Here is a 16,781-nt window from a genome sequence, read left to right on the forward strand (position 1 = left end):
CTCCTCACGGGTCCCGGGTCATCGCGTGCGGGACGACATACCCGCCGCCGGAGTCCTCCGCTCGCGGGGCATCCGGAAGACACTCGGACAGCCGCACGGACCGGGACGGGCCGGAGCCCGGTCACCCACCTTCGGCGGCGGCCACCGGCGACTGCGGCATCTCCTTCAGTCGGCTGACGGGAGAGACGACCAGCCCGAGGACCACGACGGCGGACCCTGCCGCCGCCACGACCAGCGCGCCGTGGGCCCCGAGCCGCCCGGCGAGCAGACCGGCCGAGAGTCCGCCGAGCGCGCCGCCACCGAACAGGAGGGTTCGGAACGCCGCCGTCATCCGGCCCATCATCGACTGCGGGGTCAGGGTCTGGCGGAGGCTGACGATGACGACGCCGGCCACTCCCAGGCCGAGGTAGGTGGTGAAGAACGACAGGACGAACAGCACGAGCATCAGCGGCCGCGGCCCGATGGCCGGCACCAGCAGGGTCGGGCCGAGGAGCAGGGCCGACTGGGCGACCAGGTAGACCCGGCCGATCGGGAAGCGGGCGATGACCCCGCGGGAGACCAGCGAGCCGATCAGTCCGCCGACCGAGGCCGTCGCGAGGACGGCCCCGAGGGTGGACGAGCCCAGGTGGAGATCGTTCGTACCGTAGAGCAGGAACATGGTCCAGATCGCGACCATCGAGAAGTTGCAGCAGAAACCGACGAGCGCGAGCGCCCGCAGGATCCCGCTGCCCAGGACCCATCCGAGCCCGTCCCGGAGCTCGCGCAGCAGGTGCCGCTCGGCCGTCGGCTCCGGGCGGGGTTCGCGGGTACGGATCAGCAGCAGCGAGAGCAGGGACACCGCGTACGAGCAGGCGTCCACGACCAGCGCGACCGGTGCGGTGAGTGCCGAGACCAGGAGACCCGCGAGCCCCGGCCCGGCCACCTCGGCGGCGGAGGAGGAGCTCCCCATCCTGGCGCTCGCCTCGACGTAGTGCTCGGGCCTGCGGACCAGCGTCGGCACGTACGACATCCAGCTGACGTCGAACACCACCGAGGCGATGCCCACGGCACAGGCGATCACCAGCAGGAGTGTCAGATCGAGGGCGTGCCACCAGTACATCACCGGGACCAGCGCGATCAGGACCAGCCGGACGAGGTTGGCGCCGAGCATCACCGGTCGGCGGCGTGCCCGGTCGGTCCACACGCCGATCAGCAGGGCGAGCCCCAGGTACGGGACCAGTTGCAGGAAGCGAAGCAGCCCGACCTGCTCGTCGGTGGCGCCGAACGCGTTGATCGCGGTCAGCGGGAGGGCGAGGTTGGTGACCTGGGTACCGAGCAGCGACACCGTCTCGCCGAACCAGAACGTGAGGAAGTCGCCGTTGCGCCAGAGGCTGTCCCTGCGCCCGGAGGTGCTCGGCGCGTCGATGGCGGCCCCGGCCGCCGTCCGGCTCACCGGGCACCGCCCACGAGCTCGGCGACGGCGGCGGCGACCTCGTCGACCTCGTCCTCGGTGTTGTAGTAGTGCGGCGACAGCCGCAGGCACCACTCCACCTCCTTGTCCGCGAAGTCGAATTGCGCGAACTCCCGGTAGCTCAGGGCCGAGTTGATGCCACGTGCGGCCATCGCGGCCTTGAACGGCTCCGGTTGCCAGCCGTGGACCGCGAAGGTGACCAGCGCGGCGGGAGCCGCTCCCCCGTCCAGCGTCCGCACGCCCGGCAGGTCGGCGAGTTGCCCGCGCAGCCGGGCGGCGAGCGCCGGGGTGCGCCGGGCCACCGGTTCCAGGCCGACCCGCAGCGCGTAGCGGACGGCTGCGGCGCAGCCGAGCACGGTGGCGTACGGGAATTCCCACTCCTCGAACCGGGCAGCGGTGTCGACCGGCCGGTAGTGACCGGGGGCGGTCCAGCGGGCGCCGTACATGTCGATGAACAGCGGCTCCAACCCGGCGTCGAGCAGCCGGTCGGAGACGTACAGGAAGCCCGAACCACGCGGCCCGCGCAGGAACTTGCGGCAGGTGGCGGTGAGCAGGTCGCAGCCGATCTCCGTGACGTCGATCGGGTACTGGCCGACCGACTGGCAGGCGTCGACGAGGTAGAGCAGGTCGAGTTCGCGGCAGTGCCGGCCGATCTCGGCGACCGGCTGGACGAGGCCCGAGTTGGTGGGGATGTGGGTGACCGACACCAGGCGGGGGCGGTGGGTGCGCATCAGGCGGGCCATCGCGTCGACGTCGACGCCGCTGCCGTCGGGGTGGTCGGGAGCGTGCACGATCCGGATGCCGTGGCGCCTGCGCAGGGCGAGGAAGGCAATTTGGTTGGAGATGAAGTCGTTCCTCGTCGTCAGCACGGTGTCGCCGGGCCGGAAGTCGATCGCCGAGAGCGCCTTGGTGAAGGCGTGGGTGGCGCTGCCGGCGAAGGCGATGTTCCGCGCCCCGGCGCCGATCAGCTCGGCGACCGACGCGTGGAAGTCGGCGACCTCGGCGGCCCGGGCCGCGGACGCCTCATAGCCGCCGATCTCGGCCTCCAGCCGGAGGTGGTCGAGCATCGCTGCGAGCACCGGCCGGGCGAGCAGGCCGCAGCCGGCGTTGTTGAAGTGGATCACCGATTCGCAGCCCGGGGTGTCGGCCCTGAGGGCGGCGAGGTCGAGGAGCGGTTCCACCGGCGAGCCGAAAGCGCTATTCTGTATCGTCATGTCCGACGGTAGCAGTACTGAAGCGCTCACGGCCATCCTCCGGACGGAGATCGCCGCCCTGGCGCCGGGCGACCGGCTGCCCTCCAGCCGGGATCTGATCGCCCGTCACGGAGTCGGCCCGGTCACCGTCTCCAGGGCCATCGCCCAGCTGGCCGCCGAGGGCCTGGTGGTCACCCGTCCGGGCAGCGGCACGTACGTCGCCGACCGCCGTCGGGCGTCGGACGAAGGCGCGGCGGACACCTCCTGGCAGACGGTGGCGCTGGCCGGACGGGCCTTCGACCCGGGCGCCGCGGACGGCCCGTCCGAGGATCTGCCGCCCGGCACCATCGCGCTCTCCGGCGGATACCTGCACGAGAACCTCCAACCCACCCGGGCCCTCGGCGCCGCGCTGGCCCGCGCCGCCCGCCGTCCGGACGCCTGGCACCGGGCCCCGGCCGCCGGCCTCGCCCCGCTGCGCGCGATCCTCGCCCGGCAGGCCGGGGGGACGGTCGGCCCCGAGGACGTCCTGGTCACCGGCGGCGGCCAGGGCGCGCTGTCGATGCTGTTCCGCGCCATGGCCGCCCCCGGCAGCCCGCTGCTGGTCGAGTCGCCGACCTACCCGGGCGCGCTCGCCGCCGCCCGCGCGGCCGGACTGCACCCGGTGGCCGTGCCGACGGACGGCGACGGCATCCGCCCCGACCTCCTGGCCGATGCGTTCGCCATGACCGGCGCCCGGCTGCTCTACTGCCAGCCGACCTTCCACAACCCGACCGGCACGGTGCTCTCCCCCGAGCGCCGACGGCAGGTCGTGCGGGTCGCCCGGGCGGCCGGGGCGTTCCTGATCGAGGACGACTTCGCCCGCCACCTCGGCCACGGCGCACCGCTCCCCCGCCCACTGATCGCCGACGACCGCGACGGCACGGTCGTCCACCTGACCTCGCTGACCAAGCCCTCCTCGCCCAGCCTGCGGATCGGCGCGATCGTCGCCCGCGGCCCGGTGATGCACCGGCTGCGCGGCATGCGCCTGGTCGACGACTTCTTCATCGCCCGCCCGCTGCAGGAGGCCGCCGTCGAACTGCTCTCGACCCCCGCCTGGGACCGCCACCTGCGCGCCCTGGCCACCGCGTTGCGCCACCGCGCCGCCACCCTCGCCACCGCCCTCGGCCGCGAACTGCCCGACTGGACCCTCGCCTGCCACCCGGCCGGCGGACTCCACCTGTGGCTCCGGCTGCCGGCCCACCTCACCGACACCGCCGTCGCCGACGCGGCCCGCCTGCACGGTGTGTCCCTCGACGCGGGCCATCGCTACTTCCCCACCGACGCTCCCGCCGCCCACCTGCGCATGGGCTTCGCCGCGGCCGCCGACCCCGCCGAACTGACTGAAGCCGCCCACCGCCTCGCCACCGCGACCCGGACGCTGGGCAGTCCCTGAGCGTGCCGCGCCGCGGCTCCACGCCGGCCGAACCGCCGGTCACTCGTCGGCCTCGACCGGACGCGGCGCGTGGCTGCGATGGTGGCCACCGGCGGACCGGGGCAGGCTGAGAGGTGCACCCGGCAACGGACGGCCGACCGCACCTCACGGCCGCCGAATCCCTGGAGGTCACCCATGACCGATCCTGTCGCCCGCCCCGCGGTCGGCCCGATCGTGGTCGGCACGGACGGTTCGCCCCAGGCCCGGCAGGCCGTGACCTTCGCGCTCCGCGAGGCCCGCCTGCGCGCCACCGGCCTGCGGGCGGTCTGCGCCTACGAGTACACCCCCGCCCGGCAGTCCGGCTTCGAATGGACGGCCTCCGGCCCCGACAGCGGCCCCGTCCCGCAGCAGCGCGATCTCGTGACCCAGGCCGTGGCGGACTCCGTCAGGGAACTGCAGGAGCAGCTCGGCGAACCGCCCGTGGAGGTGGAGATCGTCTGCGAACCCGGCCGCCCGGCGCAGGTCCTCCTCGAAGCCAGCCGGGACGCCGACCTGCTCGTGGTCGGCTCCCGGGGATCGGGCGCCTGGGGACGCCTCGCCCTCGGCTCGACCAGTACCGAGGTCGTCCACCACGCCCGCCTCCCGGTCGTCGTCGTCCCGGCGGAACCCGGCACCGCCTCCTCCTGACTTGTCCATGACTTGTCAAAGTCCTTCCCGGTGGCGGGATGCCGGATCTACCGTCATTCGGTATGGCCATCAGACTGCTTCGCTCCATGGTTCTCGTCGGCGCGCTCTTAGAAGCTATCTCATTTGGGCTTGTAGGCTGCTCTCGTGACGATCGTGGAGCGGCTGGTACCGGACGAGTTGTGGGAGCTGTTCCAGCGGGTGGTGCCAGCGGCACCGACGCGCCCGCAGGGCGGTGGCCGACGCCGGCACGGGGACCGCGAAGTGCTTGCGGCGATCGTGTTCGTGGCGACATCGGGGTGCACGTGGGCCCAGTTGCCGCCGTGTTTCGGCCCGTCCGGGCCGACGGCCCACCGGCGCTTCACCGAGTGGACCGCGGCCCGGGTGTGGGCCAAGCTCTATCGTCTGGTCCTGGACGAGCTCGGCTCGCAGGGTGAGCTGGACTGGTCGAGGTGCGCGGTCGACTCCGTGAACATGCGGGCCACGAAAAAGGGGACCTGACGGGTCCGAATCCTGTCGATCGGGGCAAGTTCGGGTCAAAGATCCACTTGCTCACCGAACGCACCGGTTTACCCCTGTCGCTGGCGATCTCCGGCGCAAACCTGCACGACAGCCAGGCCCTGATTCCGCTCGTCGAGGCGATCCCACCGATCCGCTCCCGCCGCGGCCCCCGGCGCCGCCGGCCCGGCAGGCTCCACGGCGACAAAGCCTACGACCACCGCTTCATCCGCTCCTACCTGCGACGACGACAGATCACGACCCGCATCGCACGCCGCGGCATCGAGTCCTCCAGCCGCCTCGGCCGGCACCGCTGGGTGATCGAGCGGACCGTCGCATGGCTGGGCGGCTTCCGTCGGCTCCACCGCCGCTACGAACGCAAAGCCGACCACTTCGCAGCCTTCGCCACCATCGCCGCGGCACTCATCTGCCATCGCCGGCTGGCCAAATGAGATGGCTTCTTAGCGACGCTCACCGCCACCCAGCTCGGCCCCGCCACGGCGCACGCCGCCGCCCCCGGCCCGATCAGAGGCGGCGTCAGCCAACCCGTCTACTCCTACGCCAACGCCGTCCGGGAGACGGTCTGGGTCGACACCGGGCTCGACCTCGACGGCGACGGCCGTACCGACCGGGTGGCCGCGGACATCATCCGGCCGAGTGAGCCGGCCGCCGCCGGGCGGAAGATCCCCGTCATCATGGACGCCAGCCCCTACTACTCCTGCTGCGGCCGGGGCAACGAGTCGCAGCTCAAGACCTACGACGCACAGGGCAGGCCGGTCGGCTTCCCCCTCTACTACGACAACTACTTCGTGCCCCGCGGCTATGCGGTGGTGCTGGTCGACCTTTCCGGCACCAATCGCTCGGACGGCTGCGTGGACGTCGGCGGCCCCGCCGACGTCACCTCCGCCAAGGCGGTCGTCGACTGGCTGAACGGCCGGGCCGCCGGCCACAGCGCCCGTACCGGCGGCACCACGGTCAAGCCGGCCTGGGCGAACGGCTCGGTGGGCATGATCGGCAAGTCCTGGGACGGCACCATCGCCAACGGCGTCGCCGCGACCGGTGTCGACGGCCTCAGGACCGTCGTGCCGATCTCGGCGATCAGTTCCTGGTACGACTACTACCGCTCCGACGGCGCTCCGCTCTACAGCGGCACCCCCGCCGACCTGGCCGCTGTGGTGGAGAGCGCGTCCGCCGCGCCGCACTGCACGGCGGTGCAGCAGCGACTCGCCGCCGGCGCGCCGTCGAACGGCGACTGGAGCCGACTGTGGCAGCAGCGCGACTACGTCGCCGACGCGGCCAAGGTGCGCGCCAGCGTCTTCGTGGTGCACGGGATGCAGGATCTGAACGTCCGTGACATCAACTTCTCCCAGTGGTGGACGGCACTGGCCCGGACCGGCGTCGACCGCAAGATCTGGCTGTCCCAGACCGGCCACGTGGACCCCTTCGACTTCCGGCGCGCCGCGTGGGTGGACACCCTGCACAGCTGGTTCGACCACTACCTGCTCGGCGTGGACAACGGCATCCAGCGCGGCCCGGTCGCCGACATCGAGCGCGCCCCGGACCAGTGGACGCAGGACCGCACCTGGCCCGCGCCCGCCACGGCGACCGGCACATTGGGCCTCCGGCCCGGCACCCTGACCACCGCGACCGGCCGCGGCACCGCCACGTTCACCGACAACCCGGCTCTCGGCGAGGACGACTGGGCCGCGAACGCCGATTCGGCCTCCCCGGAGAAGACGGTCTTCACCACCGGAGCGCTCACCCAGGACCTGCGGATATCGGGCCAGGGCTCGATCACCCTGTCCGTACGATCCACCACCAGCAGCGCCCACCTGAGCGCCGTCCTGGTCGATCTGGGGCCGACGACCATCCGCAACTACGAGGGCGCGGGCGAGGGCATCACCACCCTGACCACCCGCTCCTGCTGGGGTGACAGTACGCCGGGCGACAGCGCCTGCTACCTGGACACCGCGGCCGACACCGCACCGGCGGGCTACACGATCTTCAGCCGGGGCTGGGCCGACCTCGGGCACTACGCCGGGCTGGACCGGACGGTGACGCTCACCCCCAGCACGCCCTACTCGATCACCTTCGACCTGGCCGGCACCGACCACGTGGTGCCCGCCGGACACCGGCTCGCCCTGATCGTGGCCGGCACCGACAGCGGCCTGCTCGAACCGCCGCCGACCACGCCGCGCCTGAGCATCGACCTGGCCCACTCCTCGCTGCGACTGCCGATGGTCGGCGGCGCTGCCGCTCTGCGGCAGACGGCCACGCCCACGCCGAGCAGGGCCCTCCCGGGGCTGCCGGCGGGTCGGGCAGGTGCCGCCACCGGCCCGGAGAACTTCCGGTAGGCCGCCCGGAAGCGCCTGCGCGCCTGTCGGGGAGCGCTGCAGCGGTGCGCTGCAGCGCTCTTGACAATTGCTCATGTTCCTGACAGCACTGGGGCCGCACCACTCCCACGAACGGCACCGTACCCCGAAGGGGCGATCCGCACATGACCAGTCCTGAGAGCGCCGGCTCCGACTACGACGTCGTCATCAGCGGAGCCGGCCTCGCCGGCAGCGCCGCGGCCATCCTGCTCGCGCGTCGCGGCGCCCGCGTCGCGCTGCTGGAACGCCGCTCGGACCCCGACGCGTACAAGGTGCTCTGCACCCACTCCCTCACCGCCAACGCCTACCCGGTGCTGGACGAACTCGGCCTCGTCCCCGCTCTCGAGGAGGCGGGAGCCGTCCGCAACGACGCCCGGTGGTACACCCGCTGGGGGTGGATCGAGCCGAGGGCGGCGCCGACGGGCCCCGAGCTGCCGTACGCGTACAACATCCGGCGCAGCACCCTCGACCCGTTGATCAGGTCCCGGGCGGCGCAGACGCCCGGCGTCGACCTGCTCCTCGGCCACCGGGTGACCGGGCTGGTCGGGGAAGCCGGGCGAACCGTGGGGGTGCGCGCGGCGACGCCGCAGGGCGAGCGCGAGATCCGGGCCCGCCTGGTGGTCGGCGCCGACGGCAAGGACTCGGCCGTGGCGAAGTTCGCCGGGGTGGCGACCCGGCGGTTCGAGAACGCGCGGTTCGCCTATCTCGCGCACTTCCGCAACCTGCCGCTGCGCGACGGGATCGGTCACACCTGGTTCCTCGAACCCGACATGGCGTACGCGTTTCCCAACGACGACGGGGTGACGGTCGTCGCGGTGCTCCCGAACAAGGACCGGCTGCCGGCGTTCCGGGACGACCTGGAGGGCAGCTTCCGCCACTTCGTCCGTTCCCTGCCCGAGGCGCCGCCGATCGACTCGGCCGAGCGCATTTCGAAGATCATCGGCACGGTCGACTACCCGTTCCACACCCGCAACCCGACCGCACCGGGCGTCGCCTTGATCGGCGACGCCGCCCTGACCGGCGACCCCCTGTGGGGAGTGGGGTGCGGATGGGCCCTGCAGTCCGCGCACTGGCTGACCGCGGCGGTCGCCCCGGCCGCGACCGGTCGGGGCGACCTCGACCGGTCGCTCGCGGTGTACGCCCGCAGGCACCGGCGCCGGCTGCGCGGCCACCAGTACCTGGCCGCCGACTTCGCCAGGGCCCGTCCGTTCAACCCCTTGGAGCGGCTGATGTACTCGGCGGCAGCGCGCGACCAGGCGGTGGCGCGGCACATGCACCGGTTCGCCTCCCGCGTGATCGGCCCGCTGCGCTTCCTGAACCCCGTGGCAGTGGCCAAGGCGGCGGCCGTCAACCTCAGGCACCGCGGGGCGGCCGTGCCACCGGCGCGGGTGTCGCACCCGCGGTCATGACCGGCTCGGCTGCCGCCCCACGCGGCCGCTGCCGCAGGGCGGCCACGTGTTCGGCGACCATGATCGTCGGCAGGTTGGTGTTGGCCGACGGGATGTCCGGCATGATCGACGCGTCCACCACCGACAGGCCCACGACGCCGAAGACGCGGGCCTCGTGGTCGACGACGGCGCCCGCCCCGGGATCGGAGCCCATCGCGCACGAGCCCACCGGGTGGTGGTAGCTCCAGGTGTTGGCCCGGACCCAGACGCGGGCCGCCGCCGGGTCGTCGAGCAGTCCTGCCGGGAGGCCGGCCGCGGGCGCGGCGGTGATCGCCTTCCACGCCGGCGTGCGGGTGACGGCTTCAGCACGTCGGAGACCCTCGATCAGCCGGGGCAGGTCGGCGCCGTCCGCGAAGTAGCCGAGGTCGATGTCGGGCGGCGCGGCCGCGTCGGCCGAGCGTGCCAGGACGCGGCCGCGCGAGCGCGGTTTCAGCAGCGCGGCGAACACGGTGCACCCGTGGGCTCCGGGGCCGAGCGGATAGGGGCCGACGGCCACCAGTTGCAGGTCAGGTGGCCCGGTTGCCTGCCCGCTGTGACAGGTGGCGACCGTCTGGAACCGGGCGTGGCCGCCGACCGGGCCGACGTACGGCAGGTCGATCGAGACGGCGGGATGATCGACGAGACCGGACCCCACGCCGGGCAGGTCCGCCACCACCGGCCGCCCGAGGGCCGCCACCTCCGCCGCCGGCCCGATTCCGGATCGCAGCAGCAGCCCCGGCGAGAGGTAGGCGCCCGCCGCGACGATCACCTCGCCGGCGGGAACGACCTCCGCGGAGCCGTCCAGGCGTACGCCCGCGACCCGGCCGTGGCGGATCACGACCTCGCGGACGAGCGTGTCGGCGCGGACGTCGAGGTTGACCCTCGACCGGCAGGGGTCGAGGTAGGCGGCGGCCGTGCTGATCCGCCGCCCGTCCACGGCGTTGACCGGCAGCGGTCCCACGCCCACCGCGGCGGGCGCGTTGTGGTCGGCGATCCGCGGCACGCCGAGCGAGGCGATGGCCTCCTCGGCCGCGTCCGCGACGGCGGACCGCTCGGTGCCCCGGTACCGGCGGATCGGCAGCGGCCCGTCGTGGCCGTGGTGGTCGGCGGCGTCGAAGTCGAGGTCGCACTCGAGGCGCGTGAAGGCGGGCAGGACGTCGTCGAACGCCCAGCCGGGCACTCCGGCCGCGGCCCAGGCGTCGTAGTCCGCCGGGTGCCCGCGCAGCGCGAAGGTCGCGTTCACCGCCGACGAGCCGCCCATCACCCGTCCGCGCGGCAGGTCCAGCAGCGGTCCGCCGCGGACGCCGACTCCGCGCAGGCCCCAGTCGTGCGAGGCCGCCGGCCCCTGCGTCCCCTCCACGAGATCGGCCGGGAGGGCCGCGGGCCCGTAGTCCGGCCCCGCCTCGATGAGCAGCACCCGCCGCTCGGGGTCCTCGCTCAGCCGTGCGGCGAGCACACACCCCGCGCTGCCGCCCCCGACGATCACCACGTCGTACGAAGCGTTCATCCCGTGCCTCCGCTTCCAGGCTGTTCCGCCGACCGGCTCGGGGCCAGTCGGCGGCCCGGGGCGGCCGACTGCGCCCGGCGCAGGACGACCGGCGCAGGACGACCGGCGCCGCAGCCCGCCCGTGCGACGGGCCGTCAGTCCGCCGCGTTGCGGTCCGGCCCCGCCTCGGCGTCCCGGCGGTCCAGAGCCTCGGCGATGGTGGGGTGCCTGGCGCGGAGCCGGTCCCGGAGCGACTGCGCCGGCTCGTCCGCTTCCGCCCCCGGATCGGCGTGCGCCACACCGGTTCCACGCAACTGCGCCACCTCCGCTTCCAGGTCGGCCACCCGCGTCTCCAGGAGCTGCACGTCCCGGGTCGCGTCCCGGTATCCCTCGCGGTGGCGCCTGGCGACGTCCGTGAGGGTGTCCACCCGGTCCGCGAAGGCGTCGCGTTCGGCGGCGATCGGCTGGACGACGTGGCCGGCGACGACCGCCGCGATCCAGTCGACCCACTGGTTGATGCGCTCGGCGCCCGCCGCGCCGATCAGTTGGGCGTCCTGGAGGCCGTTGAGCATCGCCGGTCGGATGGCATCGGCGATGCGCTGCTGCGGGCCGGACTGCTCGGTCACAGCTGCTCCTCGATGACGAATCGGACGGTGTCGGGAAGCGATCTTCCCATGCGCCGGCCCGCCGGGTCCGAACGGCACTCGTACCACCAGCGTCACGCCGTCCCGCGCGGCCCGCGAACCGGCCGCTCCGCCCACGGCACGGTGATCGGCGTCGGTGGATTGGCAACCGCCGCCCCGGTCGGACGACCATGGTGGTGTACGCACTGCCGCCGCAGTCGACCGGAGGAGTTGAACCGGATGGCCGCCACCTCCGCCCTGGTCCCGCTCGGGACACCGGCGCCGGACTTCTCGCTGCCCGCGATCGACGGCCGGGTCGTGGCCCGGGACGACTTCGCCGCCGCACCGGCCCTGCTGGTGGCCTTCCTGTGCAACCACTGCCCGTACGTACGGCACGTCGAGCAGGTCTTCGGCGAGCTGGTCGGCGAGTTCCCGGACCTCGCGGTCGTCGGGATCTGCAGCAACAGCCCGGCCGTCGCGCCCGCCGACGACACCGCCGGGCTGCGCGCCCAGGTCACCCGCACGGGGTGGGTCTTCCCGTATCTCGTCGACCTCGACCAGTCCGTCGGCCGGGCGTACGGGGCTGCTTGCACACCGGACTTCTTCCTCTACGACGCCCGGCGCGCGCTGGCCTACCGGGGCGCGATGGACGACTCGACTCCCGGCAACGGGAAGCCGGTCACCGGCAGCCTGCTGCGGCAGGCCATCGGCCTGGTCCTGGCCGGCCGGCCCGTCCCGGAACCGCACCGGCCGAGCATGGGGTGCTCGATCAAGTGGGCGTGACGGACACTCTGTCGGTGTCGGTGGTCGGCCGCTCCACATCCCGGTGGTGAGCCTGCTGGGAGGTGCTCATCGCGGGTTCACCGCCGGCGCACTGCCTCGACGACGGTCTCGGGAACGCCGAGCAGGCGCAGCACGGCCGGGGCGTCGTGGCCCACCTCGGTCGCGGTGTCGGCGGCCGCCCGGTAGCGGGTCCGGGCGGTGAGGTGGTCTCCTCGCAGTTCGGCGACGCGGGCGAGTCCGGCGAGCGTGCGCACCCGGTTGCCGAGGGCCTTGATCCAGTGCGGGTCGATCCGGTCCAGCGCCTCGGAGTACAGCCGTTGCGCCGCGCCCAGGTCGCCTTCCGCCAACGCGAGGTCGGCCTGCCCGCGCAGGGCGGCCGCGAGACCGTCGGGGCTGCCGGCGCCGACGGCCAGCTCGGCCGCTCGCGCGTAGTCGGCACCGGCCGCCGCGGGGTTGTCGGCGGCGAACTGGTCACCCCGGTTGACCAGGAGGTCGGCGGCGTCCTCCAGGGCTCCGAGCTCTTCGGCCAGGGCGAGGGCCCGGTCGGTCAGCGCGACCGCCTCCGCCCGGTCGCCTCGGCCGGCCGCCACTCCGGCGAGCAGGTCCAGGGCCAGTGCGGCTCCCCAGCGGTCGCCGAGTTCGCCGAACGCGTCGGCGGCCAGGGCGAAGGCGCGCTCGGCTCCCGGGGTGTCGCCGGCACCGAGGAAGCCGAATCCCGACACGTACCCGGCGACCGCCCGGGCCCACGGCTCGGGGCAGTCGCGCTGGGCCGAGACCAGCTCGAACGCGCTCTGCCGGTCCCGGGCCTCGGCCTGGCCGGCGCTGCGCAACATCCACACCAGCAGCGCGACCGGGTACCGGCCCGCCCGGTCACCCGGCCAGGCATCGGCCAGCGCCTGTTCGGCCGCGGCACGGTGCTGCTGCCAGAGCGGCCGCCCGGCGCTGCCGGACGCCGCGAGCAGCACGCACACGGCGTACTCCTCACCGTGCCCGGGTGGGGGCCGGTCACCGATCGTCCGCAGCAGCGCGCAGGCGTGGGCCGCCACTGACGCCGAGGCGCCCCGGATCCACAGGTAGGCCGAGGCCGAGGAGAGCAACTCCAGGGCCGTCTCCACCTCCTGCGCCGCGACGGCCCGACGTACCGCCGCCAGGAGGTCGTCGTGCACGGCGGAGACGACCGGCAGCCAGGTCAGCTGCTCGGCCGCGCGCAGGTGTGGGTCGGCGCTGCGGACGAGCTGCCGGACGTACCGGGCGTGGGCGCGGCCGGCCTCGTCCTGCTCGCCCGCCGCCGCCAGCTGTTCGGCGGCGAAGGTCCGGATCGTCTCCAGCATCCGGTACCGACCGCGGCCGGCCTGAAGGAAGGACTTGTCCGCCAGCGATTCCAGCGTGTCGTCGTCGGCGTCGCACACCTGCGTCGCCGCCTCGGCCGACGCATCGCCGGCGAAGACCGCGAACCGCTGGGCGGCCCGCCGTTCGGGTTCGGAGAGCAGGTCCCAGCCCCAGGCGACCACCGAGCGCAGGGTCCGGTGGCGCTGGTCGGCCGTACGGGCGCCGCGCGCGGCGATCCCGAGCACGTCGTCCAGCCGCTCGGCGAGGTCGGCGACCTCCAGCGTGCGCAGCCGGGCCGCGGTCAGTTCGATGGCGAGCGGCAGGCCGTCCAGCGCCGTGCAGATCCTCCGCAGGAGGGCGGGATCGGCGGCGAAGCCGCGCCGCACGGCGGCGGCCCGCTCGGTGAACAGCCGTACCGCCGCGTCCTCGTCGAGCGGCCCGACCTGCTGCAGGCTCTCGCCGATGAGACCGAGCGGCTCGCGGCTGGTGGCCAGGACGCGCAGCCGCGGGCAGGCCGCCAGCAGCCGCGCCACCAGCGCGGCGGCCTCCTCGACCAGGTGCTCGCAGTTGTCCAGGACGAGCAGCAGCAACCGGTCCGACAGCGCCGTGATCAGGCGGTCGAGCGGTGCCCGCGCACCGTCCAGGTGGAGCCCGCTCCCCCGCAGGCCGAGCGCGTCCAGCAGTAGCTGCGGCAGTGCGGCGCCGTCGCGCAGCGGGGCCAGTTCGACGAAGCACACCTCGTCGGCGACGCCATCGGCGAGCTCGACGGCCAGCCGGGTCTTCCCGACGCCGCCGGGGCCGACCAGGGTGACCAGGCGGGCCGCGCGCAGCAGCTCCGCGGTCTCCTCCACCTCCTCGGCGCGGCCCACGAAGGAGGTCAGTTGCGCCGGCGGAGCAGCCGGCGCCGGCGCCCGGTCGGCGCTCAGCAACTCCCGGTGAAGAGCGGACAGTTCGGCCGAGGGATCGGCGCCGATCTCCTCGGCCAGGTGGCGCCTGGTCTCCTCGAAGACCACCAGCGCCTCGGCCTGACCGCCCTCGGCGAACAGCGCGCGCATCAGTAGCGCCGCCAGGTGTTCCCGGAGCGGGTGGCGGCCGACGAGTTCCCGCAGTTCCGGGACGGCCGCGCGGTGCTCGCCGAGGCGGAGCGCTCCCTCGAACCGGTCCTCCAGCGCTGCGAGCCGCAGCTCCTCCAGCCGTACGGCCGCCGCCCGGGCCGTCTCGCGTTCGGCGACCTCGGCCAGCGCGGGCCCCCGCCACAACTCCAGCGCCTCGGACAGCAGCGCGACCGCCTCTTCCGCATCGCCGTCCCGCAGTGCGGCGCGCCCCTCGCCGGTCAGCCGCTCGAACCGGCGGGCGTCCACGGCGTCCGGCCCGACCACGATCCGGTAGCCCGCCCCGGCCCGCTCGATCGCCGCCGCCGGTCCCAGGACCGTCCGCAGCCGGGACACCTGGGACTGCACCGCGTGCGCCGACAGCTCCGTGCCCGGGTCGACCTCCTCCGCCAGCCGGTCGACGGAGACCACCTCACCGGGGCGGACCAGCAGCAGGGCCAGCAGTGCCCGGCGGGCCGGCCCTCCGAGCGGCACCTCGGCCCCGTCGTCGCGCCACGCCTTGGTCTCTCCGAGGATTCCGAACCGCATGGAGGTGATTGTCCCTCAGATGCTCATCGGATGTGCCTCGGAGTTGATCACGCCGGCACGATGGGGCCGAGGTAGGTGCCGCCCGACACGTCGACCGTCTGGCCGGTCACCCATCGCCCCTGCGGGCCGGCCAGGAAGCCGACGACGTCGGCGACGTCCTCCGGCTCGCCGAGCCGGCCCAGCGCGGTGATGGACTCGAGCCCCGCGACCACCTCCGGAATCGCGGTGTGACCCGCCGTCATGTCGGTCCGCACCGCCCCGGGGGCCACCGTGTTCACCGTGATCCCCCGCCGGCCGAGCTCGTTGGCCAGCGACGGCGCCATCGCCTCCAGCGCCGCCTTGCTGACCGTGTACGCGATCTGGGTGGAGACCGCGAACCGGCTGGCCGTCGAGCCCATGTTGATGATGCGGCCACCGTCGTTGAGCAGCGGCAGCGCCCGCTTGATGACGAAGAACGGCGTGCTGACGTTGACCGCCAGCAGTGCGGCGAACTCCTCCTCGGTGACCTGCCCGATCGAACTGCCGGAGATGATGCCCGCGTTGTTGACCAGGACGTCCAGGCCGTCCACCCCGTGTGCGGCCAGCCCCGCGGTCAACCCCTCGAACAGCCGGTCCAGCGCGCCGCTCTCGCCGAAGCGGGCCCGGACGGCGAACGCCCGGCCACCCGCGGCCTCGATCCGCGCCACGGTCTCCTTGGCGGCGTCGTCGTTGCCGCCGTAGTGTACGGCGACCAGGGCACCTTCCGCGGCCAGCCGCAGCGCGACCGCCCGGCCGATCCCCCGCGATCCGCCGGTCACCAGCGCCGCCTTGCCGGTCAGCTCGCCCATGATCGTGCTCCCTCTGTCGTGGCCGGCCCCTCGGCGGTTCCGGCGATGACCGGAGACTGCCGACCACCGCTCACCGCGCCCTCACCGCCGGCTCACCGCCCACCGAGGACCGCCGGTCCCGGCCGCCGACCGGCCCGGTCCGCGGCTCCTCGACGCTACGACGCCGATCAGGCCGTTCGGCTTGGCCTCGAAGGCCCGCCACCGCACGCGTACGGTGGAGGTATGGCCGGACGGGTGCCCGGTGGCAGGCACGGCCGGCTGCCACTGCGGGTGACCGCACGCCGCGGTGCGGTGTCCTGCTCCCAGGACAGGAGGGAGAGGCCATGCCCGAGCACAGCATCGGCACGCAGGAGGAATTCGAGGCGGCCCGGAAGGAGCTGCTTGCGGAGGAGAAGAAGCTCACCCGACGAAGCGACGAGCTCGCGCGCAAGCGGCGGGAGCTTCCGTGGGTGCCGGTCGACAAGGACTACCGCTTCGAGACCGGGGGCGGGACCAAGTCGCTCGCGGACCTCTTCGACGGGCGCTCGCAGCTGCTGGTCTACCACTTCATGTTCGGCCCGCCGTACGAGGCCGGGTGCCCGGTCTGCTCCTCGATCGCGGACACCCTCAGCCCCAACGCGGTCCACCTGAAGGCCCGTGACGTCACGCTGATCTGCTCCTCTCGGGCGCCGATCGACAAGCTCCTCGCCTACCGGGAGCGGATGGGCTGGCGCTTCGACTGGGTCTCCGCCGCCGGCAGCGACTTCCACCGCGACCTCGGCTTCCAGTACACCGCGGAGGAGCTGGGGCCGTTCCTCGACGGTGACATCCCGCCGACCGTGCGTCAGATGGCCGAGGCCTGCGGCACCGACGTGCTCGGGTACGTCACCGAGGGGCCCGGACTGAGCGCCTACGCGCTCTCGAACGGCACCGTCCACCGGACGTACGTCACCACCGCGCGCGGCCTCGAACCTGCCATGGCCTACTACGGCCTCCTCGATCGGACACCGCTCGGCCGGCACGAGGACGGCGAGGAGACCCACTGGCTGCGCCGCCACGACGAGTACGGGACGACCTGA

The 16,781-nt window shown here is 73.8% G+C and carries 12 protein-coding genes and 1 pseudogene; 7 read left to right on the top strand and 6 right to left on the bottom strand.

What is annotated here, in order from left to right; all coding sequences use genetic code 11:
• Positions 1-121: 121 nt before the first annotated feature.
• Entirely contained in the window at positions 122-1,432 is a 1,311-nt protein-coding gene (locus tag FHR36_RS22430; protein WP_253799959.1) for an MFS transporter, read from the bottom strand.
• Positions 1,429-2,664: an aminotransferase class V-fold PLP-dependent enzyme gene (locus FHR36_RS22435; RefSeq protein ID WP_253799960.1), complete on the bottom strand. Its 1,236-nt coding sequence runs from the start codon at positions 2,662-2,664 to the stop codon at positions 1,429-1,431. Before FHR36_RS22435 ends, FHR36_RS22430 begins: the two co-directional genes overlap by 4 nt.
• Between FHR36_RS22435 and FHR36_RS22440 the strand changes: the two genes are divergently transcribed.
• The 5 genes and pseudogenes from FHR36_RS22440 (at position 2,663) to FHR36_RS22460 (ending at position 9,017) form a co-directional block, all read left to right on the top strand.
• Positions 2,663-4,075 (top strand): aminotransferase-like domain-containing protein, encoded by a 1,413-nt coding sequence (locus tag FHR36_RS22440; protein ID WP_253799961.1) that lies wholly within the window; start codon positions 2,663-2,665, stop codon positions 4,073-4,075. The two genes, FHR36_RS22435 and FHR36_RS22440, sit on opposite strands and share 2 nt — an antisense overlap.
• A 174-nt stretch (positions 4,076-4,249) precedes the next feature.
• Positions 4,250-4,741, top strand: a complete 492-nt coding sequence (locus FHR36_RS22445) for a universal stress protein (RefSeq protein WP_253799962.1) — start codon at positions 4,250-4,252, stop codon at positions 4,739-4,741.
• Positions 4,742-4,891: 150 nt separating this feature from the next.
• A protein-coding gene (locus tag FHR36_RS22450; protein ID WP_253796714.1) for an IS5 family transposase occupies positions 4,892-5,688 on the top strand; the annotation gives its coding sequence in 2 pieces (ribosomal slippage) (positions 4,892-5,228 and positions 5,228-5,688; 798 coding nt in all).
• Positions 5,689-5,697: 9 nt separating this feature from the next.
• Positions 5,698-7,590 (top strand): annotated as a pseudogene (locus FHR36_RS22455) (Xaa-Pro dipeptidyl-peptidase); the annotation flags it as partial.
• Positions 7,591-7,733: 143 nt separating this feature from the next.
• Entirely contained in the window at positions 7,734-9,017 is a 1,284-nt protein-coding gene (locus FHR36_RS22460; protein WP_253799963.1) for an NAD(P)/FAD-dependent oxidoreductase, read from the top strand.
• Here the strand turns inward: FHR36_RS22460 and FHR36_RS22465 are convergent.
• Complete coding sequence (locus FHR36_RS22465; RefSeq protein WP_253799964.1) at positions 8,962-10,542, bottom strand: GMC family oxidoreductase; 1,581 nt, start codon at positions 10,540-10,542, stop codon at positions 8,962-8,964. The genes FHR36_RS22460 and FHR36_RS22465 overlap by 56 nt on opposite strands.
• Positions 10,543-10,676: 134 nt before the next feature.
• Entirely contained in the window at positions 10,677-11,147 is a 471-nt protein-coding gene (locus FHR36_RS22470) for a hypothetical protein (RefSeq protein WP_253799965.1), read from the bottom strand.
• Positions 11,148-11,384: 237 nt separating this feature from the next.
• Between FHR36_RS22470 and FHR36_RS22475 the strand changes: the two genes are divergently transcribed.
• Positions 11,385-11,927, top strand: coding sequence for a thioredoxin family protein (locus FHR36_RS22475; protein WP_253799966.1), 543 nt, complete (start codon positions 11,385-11,387; stop codon positions 11,925-11,927).
• 77 nt (positions 11,928-12,004) lie between these two features.
• Here the strand turns inward: FHR36_RS22475 and FHR36_RS22480 are convergent, their stop codons facing one another.
• Positions 12,005-14,896, bottom strand: coding sequence for an ATP-binding protein (locus FHR36_RS22480; protein ID WP_253799967.1), 2,892 nt, complete (start codon positions 14,894-14,896; stop codon positions 12,005-12,007).
• A 47-nt stretch (positions 14,897-14,943) separates the two neighbouring features.
• A complete protein-coding gene (locus FHR36_RS22485) occupies positions 14,944-15,723 on the bottom strand; it encodes an SDR family oxidoreductase (protein ID WP_253799968.1) in 780 nt (259 codons plus the stop codon).
• A gap of 323 nt (positions 15,724-16,046) precedes the next feature.
• Here FHR36_RS22485 and FHR36_RS22490 point away from each other — a divergent pair, with 323 nt between their 5' ends.
• Positions 16,047-16,781, top strand: a complete 735-nt coding sequence (locus FHR36_RS22490) for a DUF899 domain-containing protein (protein ID WP_253799969.1) — start codon at positions 16,047-16,049, stop codon at positions 16,779-16,781.

This window comes from Kitasatospora cinereorecta (assembly GCF_024172095.1).
GTDB classification, from domain to species: Bacteria; Actinomycetota; Actinomycetes; order Streptomycetales; family Streptomycetaceae; genus Kitasatospora; species Kitasatospora cinereorecta.

Coding starts and splice junctions, on each gene's coding strand:
- FHR36_RS22445 (WP_253799962.1), top strand. CDS start 4,250: ATGACCGATCCTGTCGCCCGCCCCGCGGTCGGCCCGATCGTGGTCGGC.
- FHR36_RS22480 (WP_253799967.1), bottom strand. CDS start 14,896: ATGCGGTTCGGAATCCTCGGAGAGACCAAGGCGTGGCGCGACGACGGG.
- FHR36_RS22490 (WP_253799969.1), top strand. CDS start 16,047: ATGCCCGAGCACAGCATCGGCACGCAGGAGGAATTCGAGGCGGCCCGG.
- FHR36_RS22465 (WP_253799964.1), bottom strand. CDS start 10,542: ATGAACGCTTCGTACGACGTGGTGATCGTCGGGGGCGGCAGCGCGGGG.
- FHR36_RS22460 (WP_253799963.1), top strand. CDS start 7,734: ATGACCAGTCCTGAGAGCGCCGGCTCCGACTACGACGTCGTCATCAGC.
- FHR36_RS22485 (WP_253799968.1), bottom strand. CDS start 15,723: ATGGGCGAGCTGACCGGCAAGGCGGCGCTGGTGACCGGCGGATCGCGG.
- FHR36_RS22440 (WP_253799961.1), top strand. CDS start 2,663: ATGTCCGACGGTAGCAGTACTGAAGCGCTCACGGCCATCCTCCGGACG.
- FHR36_RS22435 (WP_253799960.1), bottom strand. CDS start 2,664: ATGACGATACAGAATAGCGCTTTCGGCTCGCCGGTGGAACCGCTCCTC.
- FHR36_RS22475 (WP_253799966.1), top strand. CDS start 11,385: ATGGCCGCCACCTCCGCCCTGGTCCCGCTCGGGACACCGGCGCCGGAC.